Origin of the sequence: Curtobacterium sp. LFS079 (assembly GCF_047977865.1) — a bacterium.
In the GTDB taxonomy this organism is placed as follows: Bacteria; Actinomycetota; Actinomycetes; order Actinomycetales; family Micrococcaceae; genus Arthrobacter.
The window spans coordinates 76,879-97,116 of the sequence record NZ_JBFPFO010000015.1; the positions used below are offsets into that span (position 1 = coordinate 76,879).

Genomic DNA, 20,238 nt, shown 5'->3' on the forward strand with positions numbered 1-20,238 from the left:
GGGTACTACTTTCTTGGGGAAGCGATTAATGGAGGGTATCGGAGATGATCCGCGCCCCGGGAACCGGCCCGTGGACGGACAGTGCCGTGTGGCCGAGGTGTCCGAGCTCTTCGGCCAGCTCGCGGGCGCCGGCCGGGCTGTGGGCGAGCAGGGCCACGGTGGGCCCGGAACCGGAGACGAAACCGGCCAGTGCCCCCTTGGACTCGCCGAGCCCGATGGTGTCCCGCAACCGCGGGGCCAGTTCGATCGACGCGCGCTGAAGGTCATTGACCAGCACACGGCTCAGTGCTTCGGGGTCGCCGCCACGCAGGGCCTGCAGGATCTTGGCATCCACCTCGCTCGGCTCGTCGGCGTCTACGCCCTCGGCGTCGCGCAGGCGGTCCAGGGCCCGGAAGACCTCCGGGGTGGACAGGCCGTAGTCGGCGCAGACCAGAACCCAGTCCATCTGTGCCTTCGCCAGCGCGGGCGAGAGCTTGTCCCCCACGCCGAGCCCGACGGCGGTGCCGCCCAGCAGCGAGAACGGAACGTCCGCGCCGAGTTCGGCCGCCAGGTGGGCGAGTTCCTCGCGGGACAGACCGCTGTCCCAGAGCGCATCGCACGCCAGCAGGGTAGCGGCGGCGTCGGCGGAGCCGCCGCCCATGCCGCCGGCCACCGGCACCCGCTTGGTGATTTCCAGATGCACGCCGGTGGGGTTCTCGGAGACCTCGGCCATGATCGCGGCCGCCTTGTACGCAAGGTTCCGTTCATCCAGCGGAATGTCGACGCCGTCGAGCTCCAAGGTGCTGTCCGGGCTGATGCTGATGGTGATGCCCGGCGTCCGGGTGCTTGTTGCGGCCACTTCCTCGTAGAGGGAAACGGCCAGGTACACACTGGCCACGGAGTGGTAGCCGTCCGGGCGCAGCGGGCCTACCTTCAAGGAAACGTTGACTTTGCCGGGCGCACGGACCTTTACGGTGCGCGGCACGAAGCGGCCTTGGTTTCCGGCGACGGCGCGGCTCATGCGGCCTGCGGGTGGCGTGCCTCGGCGATCCGGATGTAGGCGCCGATGTCCAGCACCTCGCCGCGGGCCGTCGGGTCCACGCCTGCGGCGATGAGGTAGCGTTCGGCTTCGGCGGCGCTTCCGGCCCAGCCGGACAGGGCGGCGCGGAGGGTCTTGCGGCGCTGCGCGAACGCGGCGTCGATGACGGCGAACACCTGCTCCCGGGTGGCATGCGTGTCATGGGCTTCCTGGCGCGTGAAGGCCACCAGCCCGGAGTGGATCTTGGGCGCCGGCCAGAACACGTTCATGCCGATCACTCCCGCCTTGCGCATATGTCCGTACCAGGCGGCCTTGACGGAGGGGACGCCGTAGATCTTCGAACCCGGGGTTGCGGCGAGCCGGTCCGCCACCTCGTCCTGCACCATCACCAGGCCGTGGCGCAGGCTCGGGAAATGCTCCAGCAGGTGAAGCACCACGGGCACGGCGACGTTGTAGGGCAGGTTGGCCACCAGCGCCGTGGGTTGGACGGGTAGCTCGGTGACCTTCATGGCGTCCGAAAGCACCAGGTGGAAATCGTCCGCGGCGTCGGGGCGCCAGGCGCGCACTGTCTCCGGCAGCTTGGCTGCCAGCACCGGATCGATTTCGACCGCCACAACTTGCTTGGCGGCGTCGAGCAGTCCCAAAGTCAGCGAGCCCAGGCCAGGGCCGACCTCGAGGACGGTTTCTTCCGGGTCCACACCGGCGACGGAGACGATGCGGCGGATCGTGTTGCCGTCGATGACGAAGTTCTGGCCCAGCGTCTTGGTGGGGCGGACACCGATTTCCTCGGCGAGCCGTCGGATGTCGGCGGCTCCCAGAAGGGGCGCGACGGCGGCAGGTTCGGAATTCGCTTCAGTCACCTAGGTATCGTATCGCCTGCCCGGCGCCCGTCGTTCCGGCGGGGCGTCCGGTGCCGGACGTGGCAAAGGCCGGGCCCGGGAAATCCGGACCCGGCCTTCACAGCCGTAAGGTGCCCGCCGTCAGGCGGCCCAGCCGCAACCCCACGGGGAAAGGCCGCGCTGTGCGTAGACCCGGTTGGCGATGTCGATCTGCTGGGCCTTGCTGGCCAGGCTGGCGTTGGCAGCGTAGGCGCCGCCGCCGGAACCGAGCCAGGTCTGGATGTCGAACTGCAGGCCGCCGTAGTAGCCGTTGCCGGTGTTGATGGCCCAGTTGCCGCCGGATTCACACTGGGCGATCCGGTCCCACATGGCTTCGTTCGGAGCACCGGTGGGCCCGCTGGAGGTCGCGGGCGCGGGGCGTTCCTTGGTGCCGACGGTGACCTTCTCGGCCACGGGCTTGACGGTCACCGCGGAGGTCAGCAGGGTGCGGGAGGCTTCGCGGCCGTCAACGAGGACCAGCTTGAACTTCTTGTTGAGCTGGCCGAGGACGCCTTCCTGGGTGACCTTTTCCTCGTCGGTGTACATCGAGGAGCTCTTCGTGGTGACGGTCTCGAAGGGTACGTTCTCGGTGACCGTAGTTGTCTTGGAAAGGTCCACGCGGGACACCTTGATCACCATGTTCTTGATGACCGGGGCCTGGCGGGGCTGGGAGACGCGGTCATTCGCACCCAGCACGACGCCGGCGTCCTTGAGGACGGAGGCGACGTCGGCCGCCGTCGTGGTCTTGACGGAACTCTTGCCGTCCGCGATCAACGTGACCTTCTTGGGGGTCGAGATCGAGACGACCGAGCCGGACACGGCCAGGTGCATGTCCTTGTCCGCGGAGACGGCCGAGGAGCTTGCCACACCGAGCTCGGTGATGAGGCCCTCGACGTCCGGGGAGTTCGTGTTGACGGTCCGCTGGGTGCCGTCGAGGGTGACGGAGACCGACTTGGCAAGGTTCACGTTGATGATGGAGCCGTTCTGCACCGAAGCATCCAGGGCCGGGCTGACCCGGTCCGCGGGCTTGAGGTCGACCTTGGCAGACTTGACCACCTGGTCAACCGTGCCGCCGAAGGTCTGGACGGAGCTTACTTTTCCATCAACGTTGAGGGTGACTGTCTTGTTGTTGCCGGTGAAGGCGACAACCCCGAGCACCAGCGCCGAAAGCACGAGGAGCTGCGCGGCGACCTTGGGAAAGCTGAACTTGCCGTCCGTGGTGAAGAACTTGACCATTTTTGCCCGTAACTGTTGGACCATCCGGGCACGGGGAAAAGCGCACCTGCCCGACTGCCGCGGAGGTGGCCCCTGCGCGCGGGCGCAGGGAATTACCGCGGCGGAGCACATGCGCCGCCACTACCGATCTACGTGAAAATTTCCAGTGCGAACGGAGTTTTCGTATCCGGTGGCCTTCCCCGACCCCGGCTACTGGTTACCCACTGTAACCGAAGCGTTATAAATCGACCAAGAAATTGTGCATACCCGGTATGCAGCAGGCAGCGGCCCGCAGCGGCTTCAGTCCCACGATCCGTAGGCGGAGAGCGTGTTCCCGGCCAGCTGTGCGCACAGCCCAGCGAGGTCTTTTTCCGCAACCTCGGCCATGGCCCGCACGGTGTACGGAACCATGTAGCTGGCGTTGGGCCGGCCGCGGTAGGGGTGCGGCGTCAGAAACGGCGAGTCGGTTTCCACCAGCATGAGTTCCGGCTCGGCGAGCAGCAGGGCTTCGCGGAGGTTGTCGGCGTTCTTGAAGGTGAACGTCCCGGCGAAGGACATGTACCAGCCGTTTTCGTTGCAGATGCGGGCAAGGTCCGCACCGCCGGAGAAGCAATGGAAGACCACCTTCTCCGGGGCCCCCTCTTCGCGCAGCACCTGGACGACGTCGTCGTGGGCGTCCCGGTCATGGATCTGCAGGGTCAGCCCGAGCCGCTTCGCAATGTCGATGTGGCGCCGGAAGGAATAGCGCTGGTGGGCCAGTCCGTCGCCGTGGGTGCGGTAGAAGTCCAGTCCGGTTTCACCGATCGCGCGCACCCTCGGGTGCCCGGCAAGTTCCTCGATCTCGGCGAGCGCACTCTCCAGTTCGCCGCGGCCCGCATAGGCCGGGGCGTCATTGGGGTGGATGGCAACCGCCCCCAAGAGCCGCCGGTCGGCTTCCACGGCCCGGACGGTGAAGCGTGACGACTCCAGGTCGCAGCCCACCTGCACCGCCCCCTGGACCCCGACGGCGGCAGCCGCGTCCAGCGCGTCCGTCACCGATACCTCCAACAGGCCATGCCGGAAGTCGAGGTGGGTGTGGTTGTCCATCACCGGAACCGGCAGCGGCTCCGGCGCGGGCGGGTACTCCTTGCGGGACCGCTTGCCGGCGGCTTCCCCGGCGTCGCCGGCGGCATCTTCCGGAGCTCGATAGGAAAGCGGCGGGAGGGAATTGCACATGCGTCCACCCTAACGGCCTGCAGTCATTGCAATGGCCCTGTCTGCGGCAGGCACGGGCTGGGTAGTCTTGGTAGCAGGGGGTGGAGCATCCCGCCAGGCGCAAGCCTGCGGGGTTCCGTCATGGCTGAAGGGTTGTCCATGGATTCACAGCATCAGAGCACGGTCCGGCACCAGGGAATCGTCCACGCAGAGGAAACCGCGGCCGAACCGGGATCATCCAACGGCCACAGGCATTCCGCCATGCCCGCCGCCGAGTTCCACGCCGCCAGCGAGAAGATCCTGGCCGCGATCAACCAGGTCATCGACGGCAAAGCCGAAGCAGCCAGGCTCGCCCTCACAGTCCTCCTCGCCCAGGGGCACCTGCTCGTGGAAGACGTTCCCGGCGTCGGAAAGACGCTACTCGCCAAGACCCTCGCCCGGAGCATCGACTGCGGCGTCAGCAGGATCCAGTTCACCCCGGACCTGCTGCCCTCGGACGTGACCGGGGTATCCATCTACAACCAGTCCTCCCGGCAGTTCGAGTTCCGCAAGGGCGCGGTGTTCGCAAACATCGTCATCGGGGACGAGATCAACCGTGCCTCGGCGAAGACGCAGTCCGCGCTCCTGGAATGCATGGAGGAGCACCAGGTCACGGTGGATGGCCAGTCCTACAAGATGGCCGAACCGTTCATGGTGGTCGCCACCCAGAACCCGATTGAAATGGAAGGGACCTACCCCCTTCCCGAGGCCCAGCGCGACCGCTTCATGGCCCGGATCTCCATGGGCTACCCGGACCAGGCCTCGGAGATCGAGATGCTGGAAACCCACCAGGCCGTCTCCCCGCTGGCGAAGGTCACCCCGGTGGTGACAGCGGCCGACGTTGCCGCGATGATCACGGCGGTGCAACAGGTGTATGTTTCCCAGGCCGTGAAGGAGTACACCGTGGCGATCGGGCATGGCACCCGGGACAGCGCCCGGCTCCGGCTCGGCGCCAGCCCGCGCTCCCTGCTCCAGCTGCTGCGTGCGGCCAAAGCCACCGCCGCCCTGGACGGCCGCGACTTCGTGCTTCCGGACGACATTGTCGCGGTGGCCGAACCCGTGCTCGCACACCGCATCATCCTGGAACGGAAGGCCGCCGGCGCGGGCGATACCCCGCAGAGCGTCATCCGCTCCATTTTGGCCTCCCTGCCCGTCAGCCGCGACGCCGCGGCCGACGCCCGCCGCGGGCGCACGCCGCAAGGCTTCCTTGACCGAGCGCAGCGTGGTCAGGGAAGCGGCGGGGAGTAGGAGCCTACCGTGGCCCTGCTGGAACTGCTTCCAAAGCATTTGTTCACCAACCGGGGCTGGGGCCTGCTGGCCGCCGGCACGGGCTCGCTGCTGCTTGCCCAGATCATGGGGCGCCGCGACTTGCTGGCACTTGGCATCCTGCTCATCGTCCTGCCGCTTGTTTCCCTTGCCGGGGTGCGGGTCCTCAAGCCGCGGTTCCAAGTGTTCCGGGACTTCGCTCCGCCCACCGTGGAGACCTCTTCCACCGCTACTGTCCGCCTGGCGGTAGCGCGCACCGGCGGCTCGGACACACCCGTGATCATGCAGGAGCAGCTGCCGCCGCGCTTCGGGGAGCCGCCGGCGTTCCGCTTCCCCGCGCGCTCTGCCAGCGGCGGCACCAGCCGCTACGAATACCACCTGCGCTCAGGCCGGCGCGGCCAGTTCAGGATCGGTCCGGTCACCGCCGAATTCTGTGATCCCTTCGGCTTGTCCCTGCACCGGCACACCATCGACGACGGCGACCTGCTCACGGTGACGCCGGCCGCCGTCGACCTCCCCGCGACCGGGCTGGCCGGCGCCCGCGGCAACGACGGCGTCACAGCCACCCGGATCAGGGCCAATCCAAGCGATGACGACGTCATGACCCGCGAATACCGCCACGGCGACCCGATGCGCCGGGTCCATTGGGCGGCAACGGCCCACCACGGCGAACTGATGGTCCGGCAGGAGGAATCGGTCACCACCCCCGAGGCCACCATCATCATGGACCACCGGTACTCGGCCTTCGCCGCCGGTCCGGGATCCCGTTTCCCCGCCGGACACGACGATTCATTCGAACTGCTGAGCAGCGACAGCTTCGAATGGGCTGTTACGGCTGCGATGTCCATCAGTGCGCACCTCGCCGAACGCAACTACTCCTTGCGGTTCCTGGACGCCGCCGGCAATCCCGCTTTCCGTGGCTCCCATTCGGCTCCGTTCCCGGACACGGAGGAATACAGCGGCACCGGCGGGCTGCAGTCGATCGCCGAAAGCCTGGCAGCCATCCAGCTGGACGGTCCGCGGCATCAGCACAGCGAGGGCAAGCACGGCGATACCCGGCGCGGCGACAACGGAATCCCCGACGGCGGTGAGGCAGCCTTCGATGACCGGCTGATGGACAAGCTTGCGGCACACCGCCTGCGCGGCCCGGTGCTCGCCCTGGTTGGTTCCTTGAGCGAGACCGAGGCGCGGGCCCTTGCCCCGGCGGCCGGATACGGGGCCAACGCCTTCGCGCTGCTGGTCACCGAGCATCCCCGCAGTGTCCAGCCTGCTGTGGACGCGCTCCGGCTGGGCGGATGGCGGGCCCTCGCCGTCACGCCCCGGACGCAGCTGGCCGCGGCCTGGTCCGCGTTCGACCAGGGGGAGATCATCGCGGCGGCTGCCGCAGCCATGGACGTCCGGCGCGGAGCGGCGGTGCCGCGGTGAGTGGACAGAGCGGCGGTGCCCGCGGGCATGGCCTGAAGAAGAATCCCGTCGGCGCCTACCCTTGGGCCATGGCCGGCGCCATCGCCGCCGCAGTCATCGGCGCATCGCTGTCCCTCAACGGCGTATTCAGGGGCTGGGGGTGGCTGTTCCCTGTCGTCGTCACCGTCGGGGTCGTGGCCTTCGCCATGGCCCTGCTGCGGGCAGTGCGGGCGCCCGCCGGGCTCGTGACGCTGGGCGGCCTGGCAGCCCTGACGTTCATTCTCTGCAACACCTTCCTCAGGAAGGAGAGCATCGCGGGCTTCATTCCCGGACCGGCAAGCCTGACGCAGGCCTTCGCGCTGTTCGACAGGGCGGGCGAGACCGTCTACGCGGAGACCGCGCCGGTGGCTCCCAACACCGGAATCGTCCTGTTGAGCTGCATATGCCTTGGCCTCGTGGTGATCCTGATCGACACCCTGGCCATTCCGCTGGCCCTGCCGGCCACCGCAGGCCTCGGCCTCCTCGCGGTGCTGGCGGTTCCGGCCACGATCAAACCCCAGGGTGCCGGGCTGGCCGGATTCCTTGCGGCTGCGGCCGGCTTCATCATGATCCTGGGCTGCGCCCAAAGATTCGCCCCGGATTATCGGCTCCAGTCCGGCGCAGGGCAGGGACAAGGCCAGTTCCGGCGCTCGGTGATGCTGGGCAGCGCGGCCCTTGCCCTCGGCATGGTCCTCCCGCTTGCCGTTCCCGGCTTCGAGCAGGGCACCTTCCCGGTCGGATCCCGGTTGAACCCGTGGGGACCGTCCAACGGGCTGAACCCCATGATCACCCTCGGCAACAGCCTCCGCACCCCCACCGGGGACGGCAGGATCACGTACGCGACGAGCTCAAGCGCGCCGGTCTACCTGCGTTCGGTCACCATCGACCGCTTCGACGGCGAAAGCTGGGCCCCGGATGACCGCTCCTCGAGCAGCCAGCTCGGCACAGGGCAGATTGTTCCCGGATACCCGCTCCCTGAAAACCTGATCCGTGAGCAGACCATCATCGACACCGGCCAGTTCACCAGCCCGTATCTGCCGGTGCCGTTCGCGCCCGGGGTGGTCAACGGACTCAATGGCCGCTGGTCCTGGGATCCGCTCACCTTGAGCATCCACGGCGAAGGCACAACCTCACGCAACCAGCACTACACAGTCATCTCGTTCTTCCCGCAGATCACGGCGGCAGCGCTGAGCCAGGCAGGAACCACGTCTCCGGGTGCCGGCCGGATTCCCGGGGAGTTCACCGAGGTCCCGGGCAACCTTCCGGAAATTGTCCGCACCACCGCAGCCAAGGTGACGGCGGGGACCGGGAACAACTTCGCCAAGGCCCTCGCCATCCAGAGGTACCTGCGTTCGGCCGAATTCACCTACTCCCTGCAGGCCCCGGTGCAGGGCGGCTACGACGGCAACGGCTTGTCCGTGCTGGCTGACTTCCTGCAGCAGAAGAGCGGGTATTGCGTGCACTTCGCCTCAGCCATGGCGGTCATGGCCAGGGTTTCCGGAATCCCCAGCCGGATCGCCATCGGTTACGCGCCGGGGCACCCCACCGGAAACACGATCGCAGTGGGCGGCCGCGAGCCGCTGGCCGAATTCGCCGTGGATGCCCGGGACGCACACGCCTGGCCGGAACTTTACTTCGAGGGGCTTGGCTGGGTGCCTTTTGAACCGACCCCTTCGCGGGGTTCCATTCCGGACTATGCCGCCGATGCCGTGACACCGGGCGGCAGCGGCAGCAACCTGGGCGAAGACACCATCCCCATCCAGAACCAGGGCCCCCAGCCAGACAGCAGCGCCCTTCCGGCCGCTCCCTTGCCGGGCGCCGCGGCCGGTGCCGGCACCGGAATCCCGGAGGGGGTCTTCGTCCTGGCCGGTGTCCTGCTTGCCGCCGCCCTGTTGATGTCTCCCCGACTGCTCCGCGCAGGCATCCGGGCCCGCCGCCTCCGGGGGTTCCGTGCCGCGGGACAGGCCACGGCCACGGTCTCCCCCGCCTTGGCGTGGGATGAGCTGCAGGACTTGGCCCGGGACTACGGCCATGTCCCGCGGGCCAGCCAGACGCCGCGGCACTTTGCCGCCGGCCTGCTGGACTCCGTTCCATCCGCGCACGCCGACGACGCCGGCATGCGGGCTGTGCAAGTGCTCACCGCCGACTTCGAGCGGCTCAGTTATGGCCGCCCCGGTGACGGCAGCGCACCCGGCGCCGGGACCCGGCTCACCGAGGCCCGGCTGGCCGCGGTGCGGTCGACGCTGCGACGGGGAGCGTCACAGCTGGTGCGCCTGCGCGCGGACTGGTACCCGCCGTCGTTGTTGTCCCGCTGGTTCCGGATAGTTTCCGCCCCGTTCCGCTGGGTGGGCCGGGGCGCCGTGCGCGTGGGCACCTGGACCGGGAACACGTTGCGGAAGGGGATCCGCGCATTGCGGCGCGGCACCTGAACAGTAGGCAACTGAACAGTAGTGGTTGCAGCTACGGCGAAGGCCCGGCACCGGATTGTTTTCCGGAACCGGGCCCTCGCTGTAGTGTCGCGCTGGAGCAGCTGTTAGCCGGCGTACGGGTCGGCGATGCCGATGTACTGGGTGGTGGTGTACTCGGCGATGCCCTCGGCGCCGCCTTCACGGCCCAGGCCGGACTGCTTCACGCCACCGAAGGGCGCGGCTGCGTTGGAGATGACACCGGCGTTGAAGCCGACCATGCCGAACTCGATCTGCTCGGCCACGCGGAACATGCGGGCGTAGTCGCGCGTGTAGAGGTAGGACGCCAGGCCGTATTCGCTGGCGTTGGCCAGCTTGATGGCCTGCTCTTCGGTGGCGAAGGTGGTCACGGGGGCCACCGGGCCGAAGATCTCGTTGAGCAGGATGTCTGCGTCGTTCGGAACAGACAGCACGGTGGGGGCGTAGAAGTAGCCGTCGCCCTCCACGGGGCCGCCTCCGGTGGCGACCGTTGCACCCTGGGCCACCGCAGCGGTGACCAGGGCGTGGACGTCTTCACGGGCTCCGGAGTCGATGAGCGGACCCACCTTGCTGGCGTCTTCGGTGCCGCGGCCCAAGGTCAGGGCACCCATGGCAGCAGCGAACTTCGCCGTGAACTCGGCCGCCACGGACTCGTGGACCAGGAAGCGGTTGGCGGCGGTGCAGGCTTCGCCCATGTTGCGCATCTTGGCGGCCATGGCGCCTTCGACGGCCTTGTCCAGATCGGCATCCTCGAAGACGATGAACGGCGCGTTGCCGCCCAGTTCCATGGAGGTGCGCAGGACGTTGTTGGCGGCGTCGGCGATCAGGCGCTTGCCCACGGGGGTGGAGCCGGTGAAGGAGACCTTGCGGAGGCGGGAGTCCTTCATGATCGGGCCGGAGATGGAGGAGGCGCTCGAGGAGGACACCACGTTGACAACGCCGGCGGGAACGCCGGCCTCGACCAGGGTTGCCACGAACAGCTGGGTGGTCAGCGGGGTGAACTTGGCGGGCTTGATCACCATGGTGCAACCGGCGGCGATGGCCGGGGCGACCTTGCGGGTGGCCATGGCGAGCGGGAAGTTCCAGGGGGTGATCAGCAGGCAGGGGCCCACCGGCTTGCGCTGGACCAGGATCTTGTTCTTGCCCTCGGGGGTGGTGACGTAGCGGCCGTAGTCACGGACGGTCTCCTCGGAGAACCAGCGGAGGAACTCGGCCCCGTAGGTTACTTCGCCACGGGCTTCAGCCAACGGCTTGCCCATTTCGAGGGTCATGAGGAGGGCGAAGTCCTCGGCACGCTCGGTGACGAGTTCGAAGGCGCGGCGCAGGATTTCGGCGCGTTCGCGCGGTGCGGTGCGGGCCCAGCCGGCCTGTGCGGCGTCGGCGGCGTCGAGGGCGGCGAGAGCGTCCTCGCTGGTGGCGTCGGCGATGCTCAACAGGACCTTGCCGGTGGCCGGGTCCTCGACATCGAAGGTCTTGCCGGTGGAGGCGGCGCGCCATTCACCGTTGATGAACAGACCGGTGGGAACCTTGGCGAGCAGCTCGGCTTCGCGATCGGCGGTGACAGTCACAGTGACTCCTTCGTCAGGCGGTGGATTGTGGAAATGCACCAACCCGTGGTGTTACGTGGGTCGCAGTATTGCGGGATTAACTGCCACGGTACTGCCGGACTCAAAAGAGTGTCTACGCCTTCGCGCACTGCCGCCGGCGTCCGTCTCTGTGCACTTGCACAGGGCACTGCCTTAACGCGCCGCGAGCACAGCAGAGTACAGTTCGCGTTTGCTGACGCGGGCCTCTTCGGCCACGGCGGCCACGGCTTCCTTCAGCCGGATTCCCTTCGCCACGAGCTCATTAACCGCGGCCACGTGGTCCTCCGGGGTGCCGGGCGCCTGTTCGGGTGCACCGTCCACCACCACCGCGATTTCACCGCGGACCTCGTTGTTTTCGGCCCATTCCAACAGTTCGTGGACGGTGCCGCGGAGGACTTCCTCGTAGGTCTTGGTCAGTTCTCGGCACACGGCGATCCTGCGTTCCCCGCCGAAGCGCTCGTGGAGGGCCCTCAGCATGGCCTCGAGCCGGTGCGGGGCTTCGAAGAACACCATGGTGCGGCGTTCCCCGTCGAGCTCCGCAAGACGGGAGCTGCGCTCCCCTGCCTTCCGCGGCAGGAAGCCCTCGAAGCAGAAACGGTCGGTGGGCAGGCCGGAGAGGGCGAGGGCCGTCAGCACCGCGGACGGGCCGGGCACGGCGGTGACGAACAGGCCCGCGGCCACGGCTGCCTCGACCAGCCGGAAACCGGGGTCGGAAACCGCGGGCATGCCGGCGTCGCTCACCATCAGGATGGTCTTGCCGGCCTGGACCTGTTCCAGGAGGTCTGCGGTCTTGGTGGCTTCGTTGTGCTCGTGGTAGCTGATGACCCGCCCGGAGACCTCGATGCCCAGGGCGTGGACCAGCCGGTGGAGCCGGCGGGTGTCCTCGGCGGCGATGACATGTGCGGTCTGCAGCAGCTCCACCAGGCGGCTGGTGGCGTCGCCGACGTTGCCGATCGGCGTGGCCGCAAGCACGATCCGGCCGCCGCCCGGGATGACGGGCAGGAGATCGTTGCTCAAGGCGTCGCCGGTGTGGGGTTCCTGGACGGAATCGTCGACGTCGGCCTGGGGCTCTGCTTGTTCGCTCACCTGATCAAGCCTACTTGCACCCGAAGCAGCTAGTCCTCCGGAAAGGACCGGACCGATTCCGCCGGGAACGATGCGAGCAGGATTCTCCGCAGCGCTTTGTTCTTCTTCCATTCGGTGACATCGAACTCCCCGCTCCTTCCGCGGCGGTCCATGAGCGCCACACATCCGCAGCTGCGATCCCCCACCACCACGATGTCCGCCAGTGTGATCGCCTCCAGCCTGCCCCCGCTTCGCTTCATGACCTGGTCCGGAGTGAGCCACAGTTCAGCGTCCGATGACTTGCTCCGCCAAACCCGGTGCTCATCCGGGCCGGCAGCCTGGGCGGGCTGCCAGATCCCGAAGCGGTCAAAGGACAGCCCGATGGACTTGGCATGCCTTTTCCGGGGTTTCGCATGAGCGGCGACAGCGACCATCAGGCTTTCAATGCTTCCGGCCAGGATCGAGGTGAGCCGGTCAGCCGTAAGCGCGCGGACCTTTTCCATCGCGTCCGTCAGGCTCGCCGTGCTCCGGCCACGCAGGCCATTGACTGCCAGCTGGTCCAGGTACCAGTCCGGGATCGAGCGGCCGTACTCCAGCTCAATCGTGCGGGCCTTCCGGGCGCATTCCACCGCGTCCGCTCCGAACCCGTCCCGGACCACATCCAGCAAGGCGGCGACACCGGATTCAAGGGACGCGATGATGTTCGACGACGTCGGGTCAAGGACGAGGTCAAGCTGGACGAGGTCGCTGTCCACCGGACTTTGAATGTCCGTCATCGAATAGATCAATCCACGGGTATGCCGGAGCCGGCTGTGGAGTTCGTAACGCAGAGCTTCGGCGAGCATTCCAGCATCCGGGGCGGATACCAGCAAAGACAGCGCCACACCATCTTTCCTTGAGACAAACAAGGTGGGACTCGAGACAAGCGGCACGGGTTCCGGAGTCCTCTCCGGAACCTGGCCTGACGGCAGCCGGGCATCCAGGGAATCCGGGATACGGCCGGTGAAAGTCAGCGCGGCATTTTCCTTGACCAGCCAAGCTCCAGCCCAAGCAAGCAGCTCAGCCTTGGTCAAGCTGTGAGTTGCCGGCGCACCGAAGTGGGCGACGCCCAGGTCCGTTGCGCCAAAACGGTTGGTCAGCAGGCCGGCCGAAACCTGGCTGAACTTCCGCGGATCTTCAGCCTCAAGGACTGTCTTCTCCAGGGCGATGTCCTCTTCGGATATCTCCGGGAAGGAGGAAACTGCAGCCGCGATGGCATTAAGGAACTCCGCGACGTCGTCCGGCTCGCCACTTGCCCAGAACTCAACGGAATCCGTGCCGGTTGTTGCGCCGTGCAGCACCGTGGACGGGTAGACGGAGCGTAGCAGCAGATGCTCAATCAGGTGGTTGATTCCTGCCAACAACACCGGCTCGTCACGCATGCCGAGGCCGAAGTGCAGCTTGCCGTTGCACGGACCCTCGCCATCGAGCGAATACGTGGCGATGCCGTTATGGAGGCCTGTCTGCACCGTCTGTGTAATGCCGGAAAGTCTCCCAAAAAACTCAGGGCTTCCGCGCAAGGAACGCTCTGGCCTCGCCCACAGCCGGCGGCGGTAGCATGGGGCAGGTGACCGAGACCTCCGTGCGCCCTGCCTCCCCAAGCTGGCTGGTGCGGCCCGCCGGAGCCTTCACGGCCGCTGCGCTTCGGCGGAGGCTGATCGGCGACATCCAGAGCTGGCGGGACTATCCGCCGTCGTTGCGTCTGTGGTTCTGGCTGATTCCCACGCTCACGGCGGTGATTGCCGGAATCCTCCGCTTCGTCCGGCTGGACAACCCGCAAAGTCTGGTGTTCGACGAAACCTACTACGTCAAGGACGCCTACTCCTACCTGCTGAGCGGCTATGAAAGGAACTGGCCCCAGAAGGCCAACGATTCCTTCAAGGCAGGGCACCCGGTCCTGCCGCTGGACACCCCCGAGTACGTGGTGCACCCCCCTGTCGGCAAATGGATGATCGCCTGGGGCATGGGTATTTTCGGCCCGGACAACCCCTTCGGCTGGCGCTTCGCCGCGGCCCTGACGGGAACCCTCTCCGTCTTCCTGGTGGCGCTCATCGCGCTGAAGCTTTTCCGTTCCCACGTGCTGGGCGGGGTGGCGGGGCTGCTGCTCGCCATCGACGGCCACCATCTGGTCATGTCCCGTACGGCCATCCTCGACATCTTCCTGATGTTCTGGCTCCTTGCCGCCTTCGGCGCCCTGCTGCTGGACCGCGACGACGGCCGGCGCCGCTTGGCGGCACGCCTCGCCGCAGCCTACCGGGACGGTCCGCCGAAGGCGCTGGCCCTGGCGGCGGGACCGTTCCTTGGGATGCGGTGGTGGCGGCTCGTGGCCGGGGTGTGCCTCGGCCTGGCCGTGGGCGTGAAATGGTCGGCACTGGCCTTCGCCGCAGGCTTCGGCCTGCTGACCGTCTTGTGGGACATGAGCGCCCGACGGATCGCCGGAATCCGGAGCTGGGCCAGCGCCGCCGTGCTCAAGGACGGCATCCCGGCATTCTTCACCATGATCCCGGTGGCGGCCGCCGTGTACCTTGCGACCTGGACAGGTTGGTTCCTCTCCAAGGACGCCTACTTCCGCGGGTGGGCAGAGACGCAGCCGGCTTCAGGCTGGGACTGGATTCCCGCACCGCTCCGTTCCCTGGCGCACTACCACCTGGAGGCGTACAAGTTCCATCAGGGCCTTGGTGCGGACCATCCCTATGAAGCGAGTCCGTGGACGTGGCTGGTGATGGGCCGGCCAACATCGTTCTTCTACGAGTCCCCCAAGCTGGGTACCGCCGGCTGCGAGCTCCCGAGCTGCACCACCGCGGTCCTGTCCGTCGGCAACCCGGTGATCTGGTGGGGTGCCACAGTCGCCCTGGCGGTGTTGCTGTTCTGGTGGGCCGGGCGCCGCGACTGGCGGGCAGGCGCCATCCTCGCCGGAGTCGCCGCCGGTTACCTGCCGTGGTTCATGTATCCCGAACGGACCATGTTCTTCTTCTACGCCCTGTCCTTCGAGCCCTTCCTGATCCTTGCGCTGAGCTACGGGCTCGGCAAGATCCTGGGCCGGCGGAGCGACCCGCAGTGGCGGCGGCTGGCCGGCCTCTGCCTCGTGGCGCTTTTTGTGGCCCTTGCCCTCCTGGTATCGGCGTATTTCTACCCAGTCTGGACAGGCGAGACCATCAGCTACCAGGAATGGCGGATGCGGATGTGGATGCCGTCCTGGATCTAGCGTTAAACATTTTGATCCTGCAGTTCAGGTGGCTTCAGCAAGTCTGAAGCCACCTGAACTGCAGGATCATTGCTGCCTGCCCGGCAGCGTGCCCGTGACGGTGCCGCTAGGATTTACCCCCGCCGGTGACCGTGCCGCTCTGCTGCGTCCCGGCGTCGTCGGCGTCCTCTACGGCAGTGCCTCGTTCCCCTTCAGCTCCCTTCCGGGGCGGCAGGCCGCGGCGGCGGCGCGTGGGCCAGGTAAAGATGAGTGTGAGCAGGGCTGCCAGGAAGACCAGCCCCGCAATGGCGATGCCCGCATCCATCCAGAACTGCCCCGGGAACAAACGGATCAGAGTGTCATCCAAGGCGAAAGTCCACGTACCGTTGGCGAAGAAGATCCTGTGGAATTCGGTGAAGAACTGCTGCCAGCCCAGGACACCAAGGGTTCCCAAAGCCAGGATGATCACCAGCGTGGCAATGGACCCGGCGAAGAGCCCGCGGCGGATCCCGCCTGTGCTGCGCTTGCGCAAGTACAGCATTCCGATAATGCCGATGACAACCATCAGTGCAGCCGCCCCGAACGCCGAAAGCATCACGAACTTCACGTCGGCCATATGGGCAACTTCGCTGTCCTTGAACAGCTTCGTGCCGTCTTGGTGGACCAGGTCGCCCAGGAAGCGTGGCCCGGCCCAGTTGCTGAGGTAGTCCACGGCGTAGGAACCGTAGGTCATCCTGTCATCGGTGCTGAAGCCGTAGCCGTCGCCCGGGAAGCCGGGGCGGTTGTACTCCACCCAGAGGAACAGCGGGCTGGTGACGGCCCTGATGGCCAGGACCAGGAGCACCACCGGATAGAACACCGCGAGGAGCACCTGGAAGATCCGCGGCGGCAGCGGCTTGGCGTTGGCGGCGTGCTCGCGTTCGGCGTTGCGGCGCTCCACTTCCGCTTCCGGTGGCCGGACCTGAAGGGCCGACGTCGGAAGCGGCTCGGCGAACAGGGACGCTTCCGGTGTGGCCTCGGCAGCTTCAGCGGCCTTGCGGTCGGCCCGGCTTTCGGGCTGTTTCGCCTGGGCAGTCCCGGGCCCAGCCGGTGCGGGAGCGTCTGTTGGCTTGGCGGATTCAGCCGGAACGGCGGGCGAAGCGGAGGGCGCTTTCCCGGTTCCTGCCTTTGCGGCCGCCGGTTTCATCCACTCGAAAGCCGGCTCGCCGTCGTCGTCCATTTCCACGTCCGGCTCGCTGGGGTTCGGGGTTTTGTCACTCACGTCGCTTCACTTCCGTCGGGTTCGCATGCCGGCGTAAAACAGGTCGCCGGCAATATTCTCTGTGTTCGAGCCTACCGTCAGCCCTTGGGCCGGGCGACGAGCCACCCCGGCGGGCACCGGAATCCCGTGCCCTGTCAGGCAGCAGCCGCCCGGTATCCGGCATCCCTGCTGTCCAGGTCACCGGTCGCTCCGGCGCGGGCGGCGCGACCGCCCAGCACCAAGGTGTACACCCAGTAGGCGGCAAGGACCAGCCCGCCGACCAGCAGTTTGGCCCAGACCGGCAAGGGGCTGGGCGTCACGAAAGCTTCAACCAGCCCCGAGACGAGGAGCACGAGAACCAGCCCCAGGGCCACGGTGATCAGGGAACGGCCTTCATCGGCCACGGCCTGGATGCGCCGCCGCGGGCCTGGTGAGACCATCGCCCAGAAGATCTTCAACCCCGCGGCGGAGGCAATGAAGACCGCAGTAAGCTCCATGAGCCCATGCGGAAGGATGTAGCTGAAGAACACGTCCAGCTTGCCCGTGGCGGCGAAGACCCCGGCGGCGATCCCGACACCCTGGGCGTTGGCCACCAGCATCATCGGCACCCAGAACCCCGTGATTCCCAGGGCCACGGCCTGGGCCCCGATCCAGGCGTTGTTGGTCCACACCGCACCGGCGAACGAGGCTGCGGGGTTTTCCGAGTAGTAGTCGACGAACTTCTCGTCCACGTACTGCTTCACTTGCGCGTTGCTCCCCAGGGAGCGGAGGGCCTCGGGAGACGTTCCGATCCAGAACGCATACGCCGCCCCGACGACGCAGAAAAAGACCCCGCACCACAAGGTCATCCACCGCAGCCGATAGAACGCGGCCGGCAGGGACACAAAGAAGAACCCGGCCAAGTCTTCCATGGCGTTCGAACGGGCCCCCGTGAAACGCGTCCGCGCCTGGGCCAGGGCCGCGGACAAGGACGCCGACAATGCCCCCTCCGGCGCCACGGAACGGATCAGGGACAGGTGCGACGACGCAGTCTGGTACAACTTCAGGAGTTCGTCGGCCTCTTCGCCGCTGAGGCGCCTCTGGTGCGCCAGATGATGCAGGCGCGCCCATTTGGCAGAGTGCACCGCGGAAAAGGCGTCGATATCCACGGCACTACCCTAACCCCCGCCTCCTGTTGGCGGGGCCTAAACTCTGAAGACAAGCAATCACAGTTGGGGGCATCCGTGAGTTCCATCATTACCGGCGAAGCAGTGGTCCTTGAACTCAGGCCGGCATCGTTTGCCGCCCGCGCGCTCGGCCTGATGCTGGACCTGCTGGTGTATTTCGTGCTCCTGATGTTCATGAGTCTGCTCATCGGCGGCATGCTCCCGGACCTCGATGATGCTGCCGGCAGGGCGGTCATGCTCTCCGGCGTGGTTTTATGCCTGGTGATTATCCCGGTGGCCGTCGAGACTCTGAGTCGCGGACGTTCCGTGGGCAAGCTTGCCGTCGGCCTGCGGATTGTGCGCGACGACGGCGGTTCCATCCGGTTCCGCCATGCGGTGATCCGGGGGCTCGTCGGCTTCCTGGAAATCTTCCTGACGTTCGGCGGGCTGGCCGTGGCGGTCGCCTTGTTCAACGACAAGTCGAAGAGGCTCGGCGACATCGTGGCCGGTACCTATTCAGTGCGCCAGCGCGTGCAACAGGAGGTGAAGGTCTTCCCGTATGCACCGCCCTACCTGCAGGGCTGGGCGGCCCTCGCCGACATCGGCCGGATCCCCGACGCGGCTGCCCGGCGGGCCAACCAGTTCGTGCAGCAGGCACCGAGGATGGCTCCGGCGTCGCGCACCAGCATGGCGGTATCCCTGGCGTCGGAACTGTCCGCGCACGTGGCTCCCCCGCCGCCTCCGGGAACGCTCCCGGAGGATTACCTGTGGGCGGTGCTGGGCGAGCGCCGGAACCGGGAATGGAAGAGGCTCACGCGCGCCGAGGAACGCAGCCGGCGCATCGGGGAGCGACTCGGCCGGGTGCCGTTCAGCTAGGGGTGCCGTTCAGCCAGGAGTGCCGGCTCAGCGGTGGGCGTAGGTGGCCCAGGGAATGTTCCAGTCGCCGAAGCCTTCCAGCGGCTCCACGGCGGGCGCCCCGGTGTTCAGCACCTGGACCAGGTCGCCGGTCCGCATGTTGTCGAAGAACCAGGCGGCATCCGCGGGGAGCAGCCCCACGCAGCCGTGCGACACGTTCACCGAACCCACGTAGGCATATGCAGACGGCAGCGCCTGGTGCACGTATACACCCGAGTTGGTCAGGCGGTTGGCGCGTTCCACGGTCAGCGGCGGGTAGTAGCCCTTGTCTCCGGGCTTGAGGCCGATGCTGCCGGCGTTGAACTTCGAATAGCGCTGCTGTTCCATGATCACCGCGTAGCCGGTGGGAGACAGCCAGTCAGGACCGCCGAGAGTCACCGGTGCAGTGTGGGCAAGTTTGCCGTCGATGTACACGCTCATGGTCTTGGTCACGTCGTCGACCACGGCAATCCGCTGCGGCCCGGTCGTGTAGGAGACCTTGACGTTGGAGTTGCCGATCATGCCGTTGCCGAACTCCTTGCCGAACAGCGCCAGGTCCACCGTTACCTTTGTGCCGGAGGCCCAGAACTTCTCGGGGCGGATGCGGACCTTCTGGTCGGAGTACCAGTGCCAGGCCACCTTCTGCTTCGACGAGACCGTCACCTTCACGGCCTTCTCCATCGCGGCCTTGTTCAGGACCGGTTCGCTGAAGTTGATCTCGATCGGCTGGCCGGAGCCCATGACCGATCCGTTGAGCGGGTACACCGAGGCGTCCGCTTCGTTGGGTGTGGAGACTGTGGTGAAGCTCTGGGTTTTCTTGGTTTCCCGGCCGGCGCCGTCCACAACGGTGTAAGAGAAGCCGTATTTCGTGTTGAACTTCAGCGGCTCCAGGGTGCTCCATGTGCTGCCGTCCGCGCTGACAGTGCCCTTCACTGGCGTGCCGCCGGCGGCCGGGGCCAGGAGAACATCCTTGACGGTGCCGTTGACGGCCTTCACGGTCGGCCCGACGGCGGGGTTCACTTCGCGTGCGCCGTCCAGCGGGGTGATGCCCAGTTCCACGGCCTTGACGACGGCGGAGGCGAGCCCGACCTCGCTGCCCTGCGGGGAGCCGGCCTCCGATTCCGGGGCATGGTCCAGCCACGAAGGCGCCGTCGCGACGCCGATTCCGCCGGCTGCGACCACGGCACAGATTCCGGCAATGGCCAGGATCTTTCCGGTGCGGCGTTTTGCCCTGTTTCCCATGTTCCGTCTCCACATCCCCAAATGCTGCCCGGCATCGAAACGGGCTTGTCAAAGTAACCAGTCAATTCTAGCCGCGCCGGGGCGGCAAACAGCGAGGCGCGGGTTGCATGACACGACCCGCGCCGCGACCGGCCATTCGTGCCGGGACCACGCCGCCCGGGTTCCCTTGGTGAGCGAAGCGAAGCAAGGGAGGTGGCGGTTGGGCCCACGCCGCCCGGGTTCCCTTGGTGAGCGAAGCGAAGCAAGGGAGGTGGCGGTTGGGCCCACGCCGCCCGGGTTCCCTTGGTGAGCGCAGCGAAGCAAGGGAGGTGGCGGGGATTAGTAGCGGTAGTGCTCCGGCTTGTAC

At 67.1% G+C, this 20,238-nt stretch carries 15 protein-coding genes; 5 read left to right on the forward strand and 10 right to left on the reverse strand.

What is annotated here, in order from left to right:
• Nucleotides 1–25: 25 nt before the first annotated feature.
• The 4 genes from ACNQPB_RS18365 to ACNQPB_RS18380 all read right to left on the reverse strand — a co-directional run bounded on the left by ACNQPB_RS18365 (nucleotide 26) and on the right by ACNQPB_RS18380 (nucleotide 4,326).
• Nucleotides 26–1,000, reverse strand: a complete 975-nt coding sequence (locus tag ACNQPB_RS18365) for a 4-(cytidine 5'-diphospho)-2-C-methyl-D-erythritol kinase (RefSeq protein ID WP_498753856.1) — start codon at nucleotides 998–1,000, stop codon at nucleotides 26–28.
• Nucleotides 997–1,878: a 16S rRNA (adenine(1518)-N(6)/adenine(1519)-N(6))-dimethyltransferase RsmA gene (rsmA, locus tag ACNQPB_RS18370; RefSeq protein ID WP_498753857.1), complete on the reverse strand. Its 882-nt coding sequence runs from the start codon at nucleotides 1,876–1,878 to the stop codon at nucleotides 997–999. Before rsmA ends, ACNQPB_RS18365 begins: the two co-directional genes overlap by 4 nt.
• A gap of 120 nt (nucleotides 1,879–1,998) precedes the next feature.
• Nucleotides 1,999–3,132: a resuscitation-promoting factor gene (locus ACNQPB_RS18375; RefSeq protein ID WP_498753858.1), complete on the reverse strand. Its 1,134-nt coding sequence runs from the start codon at nucleotides 3,130–3,132 to the stop codon at nucleotides 1,999–2,001.
• 279 nt (nucleotides 3,133–3,411) lie between these two features.
• Nucleotides 3,412–4,326: a TatD family hydrolase gene (locus ACNQPB_RS18380; protein WP_498753859.1), complete on the reverse strand. Its 915-nt coding sequence runs from the start codon at nucleotides 4,324–4,326 to the stop codon at nucleotides 3,412–3,414.
• Between the two features lie 138 nt (nucleotides 4,327–4,464).
• On the opposite strand from ACNQPB_RS18380, the gene ACNQPB_RS18385 reads away from it, so the two are divergent.
• Genes ACNQPB_RS18385 through ACNQPB_RS18395 form a run of 3 tightly spaced genes read left to right on the forward strand, consistent with a single transcriptional unit; the run spans nucleotide 4,465 to nucleotide 9,482 of the window.
• The gene (locus ACNQPB_RS18385; protein WP_498753860.1) at nucleotides 4,465–5,592 is read left to right on the forward strand and encodes an AAA family ATPase; all 1,128 of its coding nucleotides are present in this window, start codon (nucleotides 4,465–4,467) and stop codon (nucleotides 5,590–5,592) included.
• 9 nt (nucleotides 5,593–5,601) lie between these two features.
• Entirely contained in the window at nucleotides 5,602–7,035 is a 1,434-nt protein-coding gene (locus ACNQPB_RS18390; RefSeq protein ID WP_498753861.1) for a DUF58 domain-containing protein, read from the forward strand.
• Entirely contained in the window at nucleotides 7,032–9,482 is a 2,451-nt protein-coding gene (locus ACNQPB_RS18395) for a transglutaminase TgpA family protein (RefSeq protein ID WP_498753862.1), read from the forward strand. Before ACNQPB_RS18390 ends, ACNQPB_RS18395 begins: the two co-directional genes overlap by 4 nt.
• Nucleotides 9,483–9,586: 104 nt before the next feature.
• Here ACNQPB_RS18395 and ACNQPB_RS18400 read toward each other — a convergent pair whose 3' ends face one another.
• The 3 genes from ACNQPB_RS18400 to ACNQPB_RS18410 all read right to left on the reverse strand — a co-directional run bounded on the left by ACNQPB_RS18400 (nucleotide 9,587) and on the right by ACNQPB_RS18410 (nucleotide 13,656).
• On the reverse strand, nucleotides 9,587–11,065 hold the full coding sequence (locus ACNQPB_RS18400; RefSeq protein ID WP_498753863.1) for an NAD-dependent succinate-semialdehyde dehydrogenase: 1,479 nt from the start codon (nucleotides 11,063–11,065) through the stop codon (nucleotides 9,587–9,589).
• A 171-nt stretch (nucleotides 11,066–11,236) separates the two neighbouring features.
• A complete protein-coding gene (rsmI, locus tag ACNQPB_RS18405; RefSeq protein WP_498753872.1) occupies nucleotides 11,237–12,100 on the reverse strand; it encodes a 16S rRNA (cytidine(1402)-2'-O)-methyltransferase in 864 nt (287 codons plus the stop codon).
• Nucleotides 12,101–12,198: 98 nt separating this feature from the next.
• Entirely contained in the window at nucleotides 12,199–13,656 is a 1,458-nt protein-coding gene (locus tag ACNQPB_RS18410) for a peptidase M16 family protein (RefSeq protein WP_498753864.1), read from the reverse strand.
• An 89-nt stretch (nucleotides 13,657–13,745) separates the two neighbouring features.
• Between ACNQPB_RS18410 and ACNQPB_RS18415 the strand changes: the two genes are divergently transcribed.
• Entirely contained in the window at nucleotides 13,746–15,392 is a 1,647-nt protein-coding gene (locus ACNQPB_RS18415; protein WP_498753865.1) for a dolichyl-phosphate-mannose--protein mannosyltransferase, read from the forward strand.
• 106 nt (nucleotides 15,393–15,498) lie between these two features.
• Here the strand turns inward: ACNQPB_RS18415 and ACNQPB_RS18420 are convergent, their stop codons facing one another.
• Both ACNQPB_RS18420 and ACNQPB_RS18425 read right to left on the reverse strand, forming a co-directional pair.
• Nucleotides 15,499–16,632 carry a TIGR01906 family membrane protein gene (locus ACNQPB_RS18420; protein WP_498753866.1) on the reverse strand — a complete coding sequence of 378 codons (1,134 nt, stop codon included), beginning with the start codon at nucleotides 16,630–16,632 and terminating at the stop codon, nucleotides 15,499–15,501.
• Nucleotides 16,633–16,766: 134 nt separating this feature from the next.
• Nucleotides 16,767–17,759, reverse strand: a complete 993-nt coding sequence (locus tag ACNQPB_RS18425; protein WP_498753867.1) for a stage II sporulation protein M — start codon at nucleotides 17,757–17,759, stop codon at nucleotides 16,767–16,769.
• Between the two features lie 75 nt (nucleotides 17,760–17,834).
• On the opposite strand from ACNQPB_RS18425, the gene ACNQPB_RS18430 reads away from it, so the two are divergent.
• Nucleotides 17,835–18,632: an RDD family protein gene (locus tag ACNQPB_RS18430; RefSeq protein WP_498753868.1), complete on the forward strand. Its 798-nt coding sequence runs from the start codon at nucleotides 17,835–17,837 to the stop codon at nucleotides 18,630–18,632.
• Nucleotides 18,633–18,659: 27 nt separating this feature from the next.
• Here ACNQPB_RS18430 and ACNQPB_RS18435 read toward each other — a convergent pair whose 3' ends face one another.
• Nucleotides 18,660–19,892, reverse strand: coding sequence for a L,D-transpeptidase (locus ACNQPB_RS18435; RefSeq protein WP_498753869.1), 1,233 nt, complete (start codon nucleotides 19,890–19,892; stop codon nucleotides 18,660–18,662).
• Nucleotides 19,893–20,238 lie beyond the last annotated feature (346 nt).

Bases quoted from the DNA above. Each gene is read 5' to 3' on its own strand.
- ACNQPB_RS18365 (WP_498753856.1), bottom strand. From the start codon at position 1,000: ATGAGCCGCGCCGTCGCCGGAAACCAAGGCCGCTTCGTGCCGCGCACC.
- ACNQPB_RS18375 (WP_498753858.1), bottom strand. From the start codon at position 3,132: ATGGTCAAGTTCTTCACCACGGACGGCAAGTTCAGCTTTCCCAAGGTC.
- ACNQPB_RS18380 (WP_498753859.1), bottom strand. From the start codon at position 4,326: ATGTGCAATTCCCTCCCGCCGCTTTCCTATCGAGCTCCGGAAGATGCC.
- ACNQPB_RS18385 (WP_498753860.1), top strand. From the start codon at position 4,465: ATGGATTCACAGCATCAGAGCACGGTCCGGCACCAGGGAATCGTCCAC.
- ACNQPB_RS18415 (WP_498753865.1), top strand. From the start codon at position 13,746: ATGGGGCAGGTGACCGAGACCTCCGTGCGCCCTGCCTCCCCAAGCTGG.
- ACNQPB_RS18435 (WP_498753869.1), bottom strand. From the start codon at position 19,892: ATGGGAAACAGGGCAAAACGCCGCACCGGAAAGATCCTGGCCATTGCC.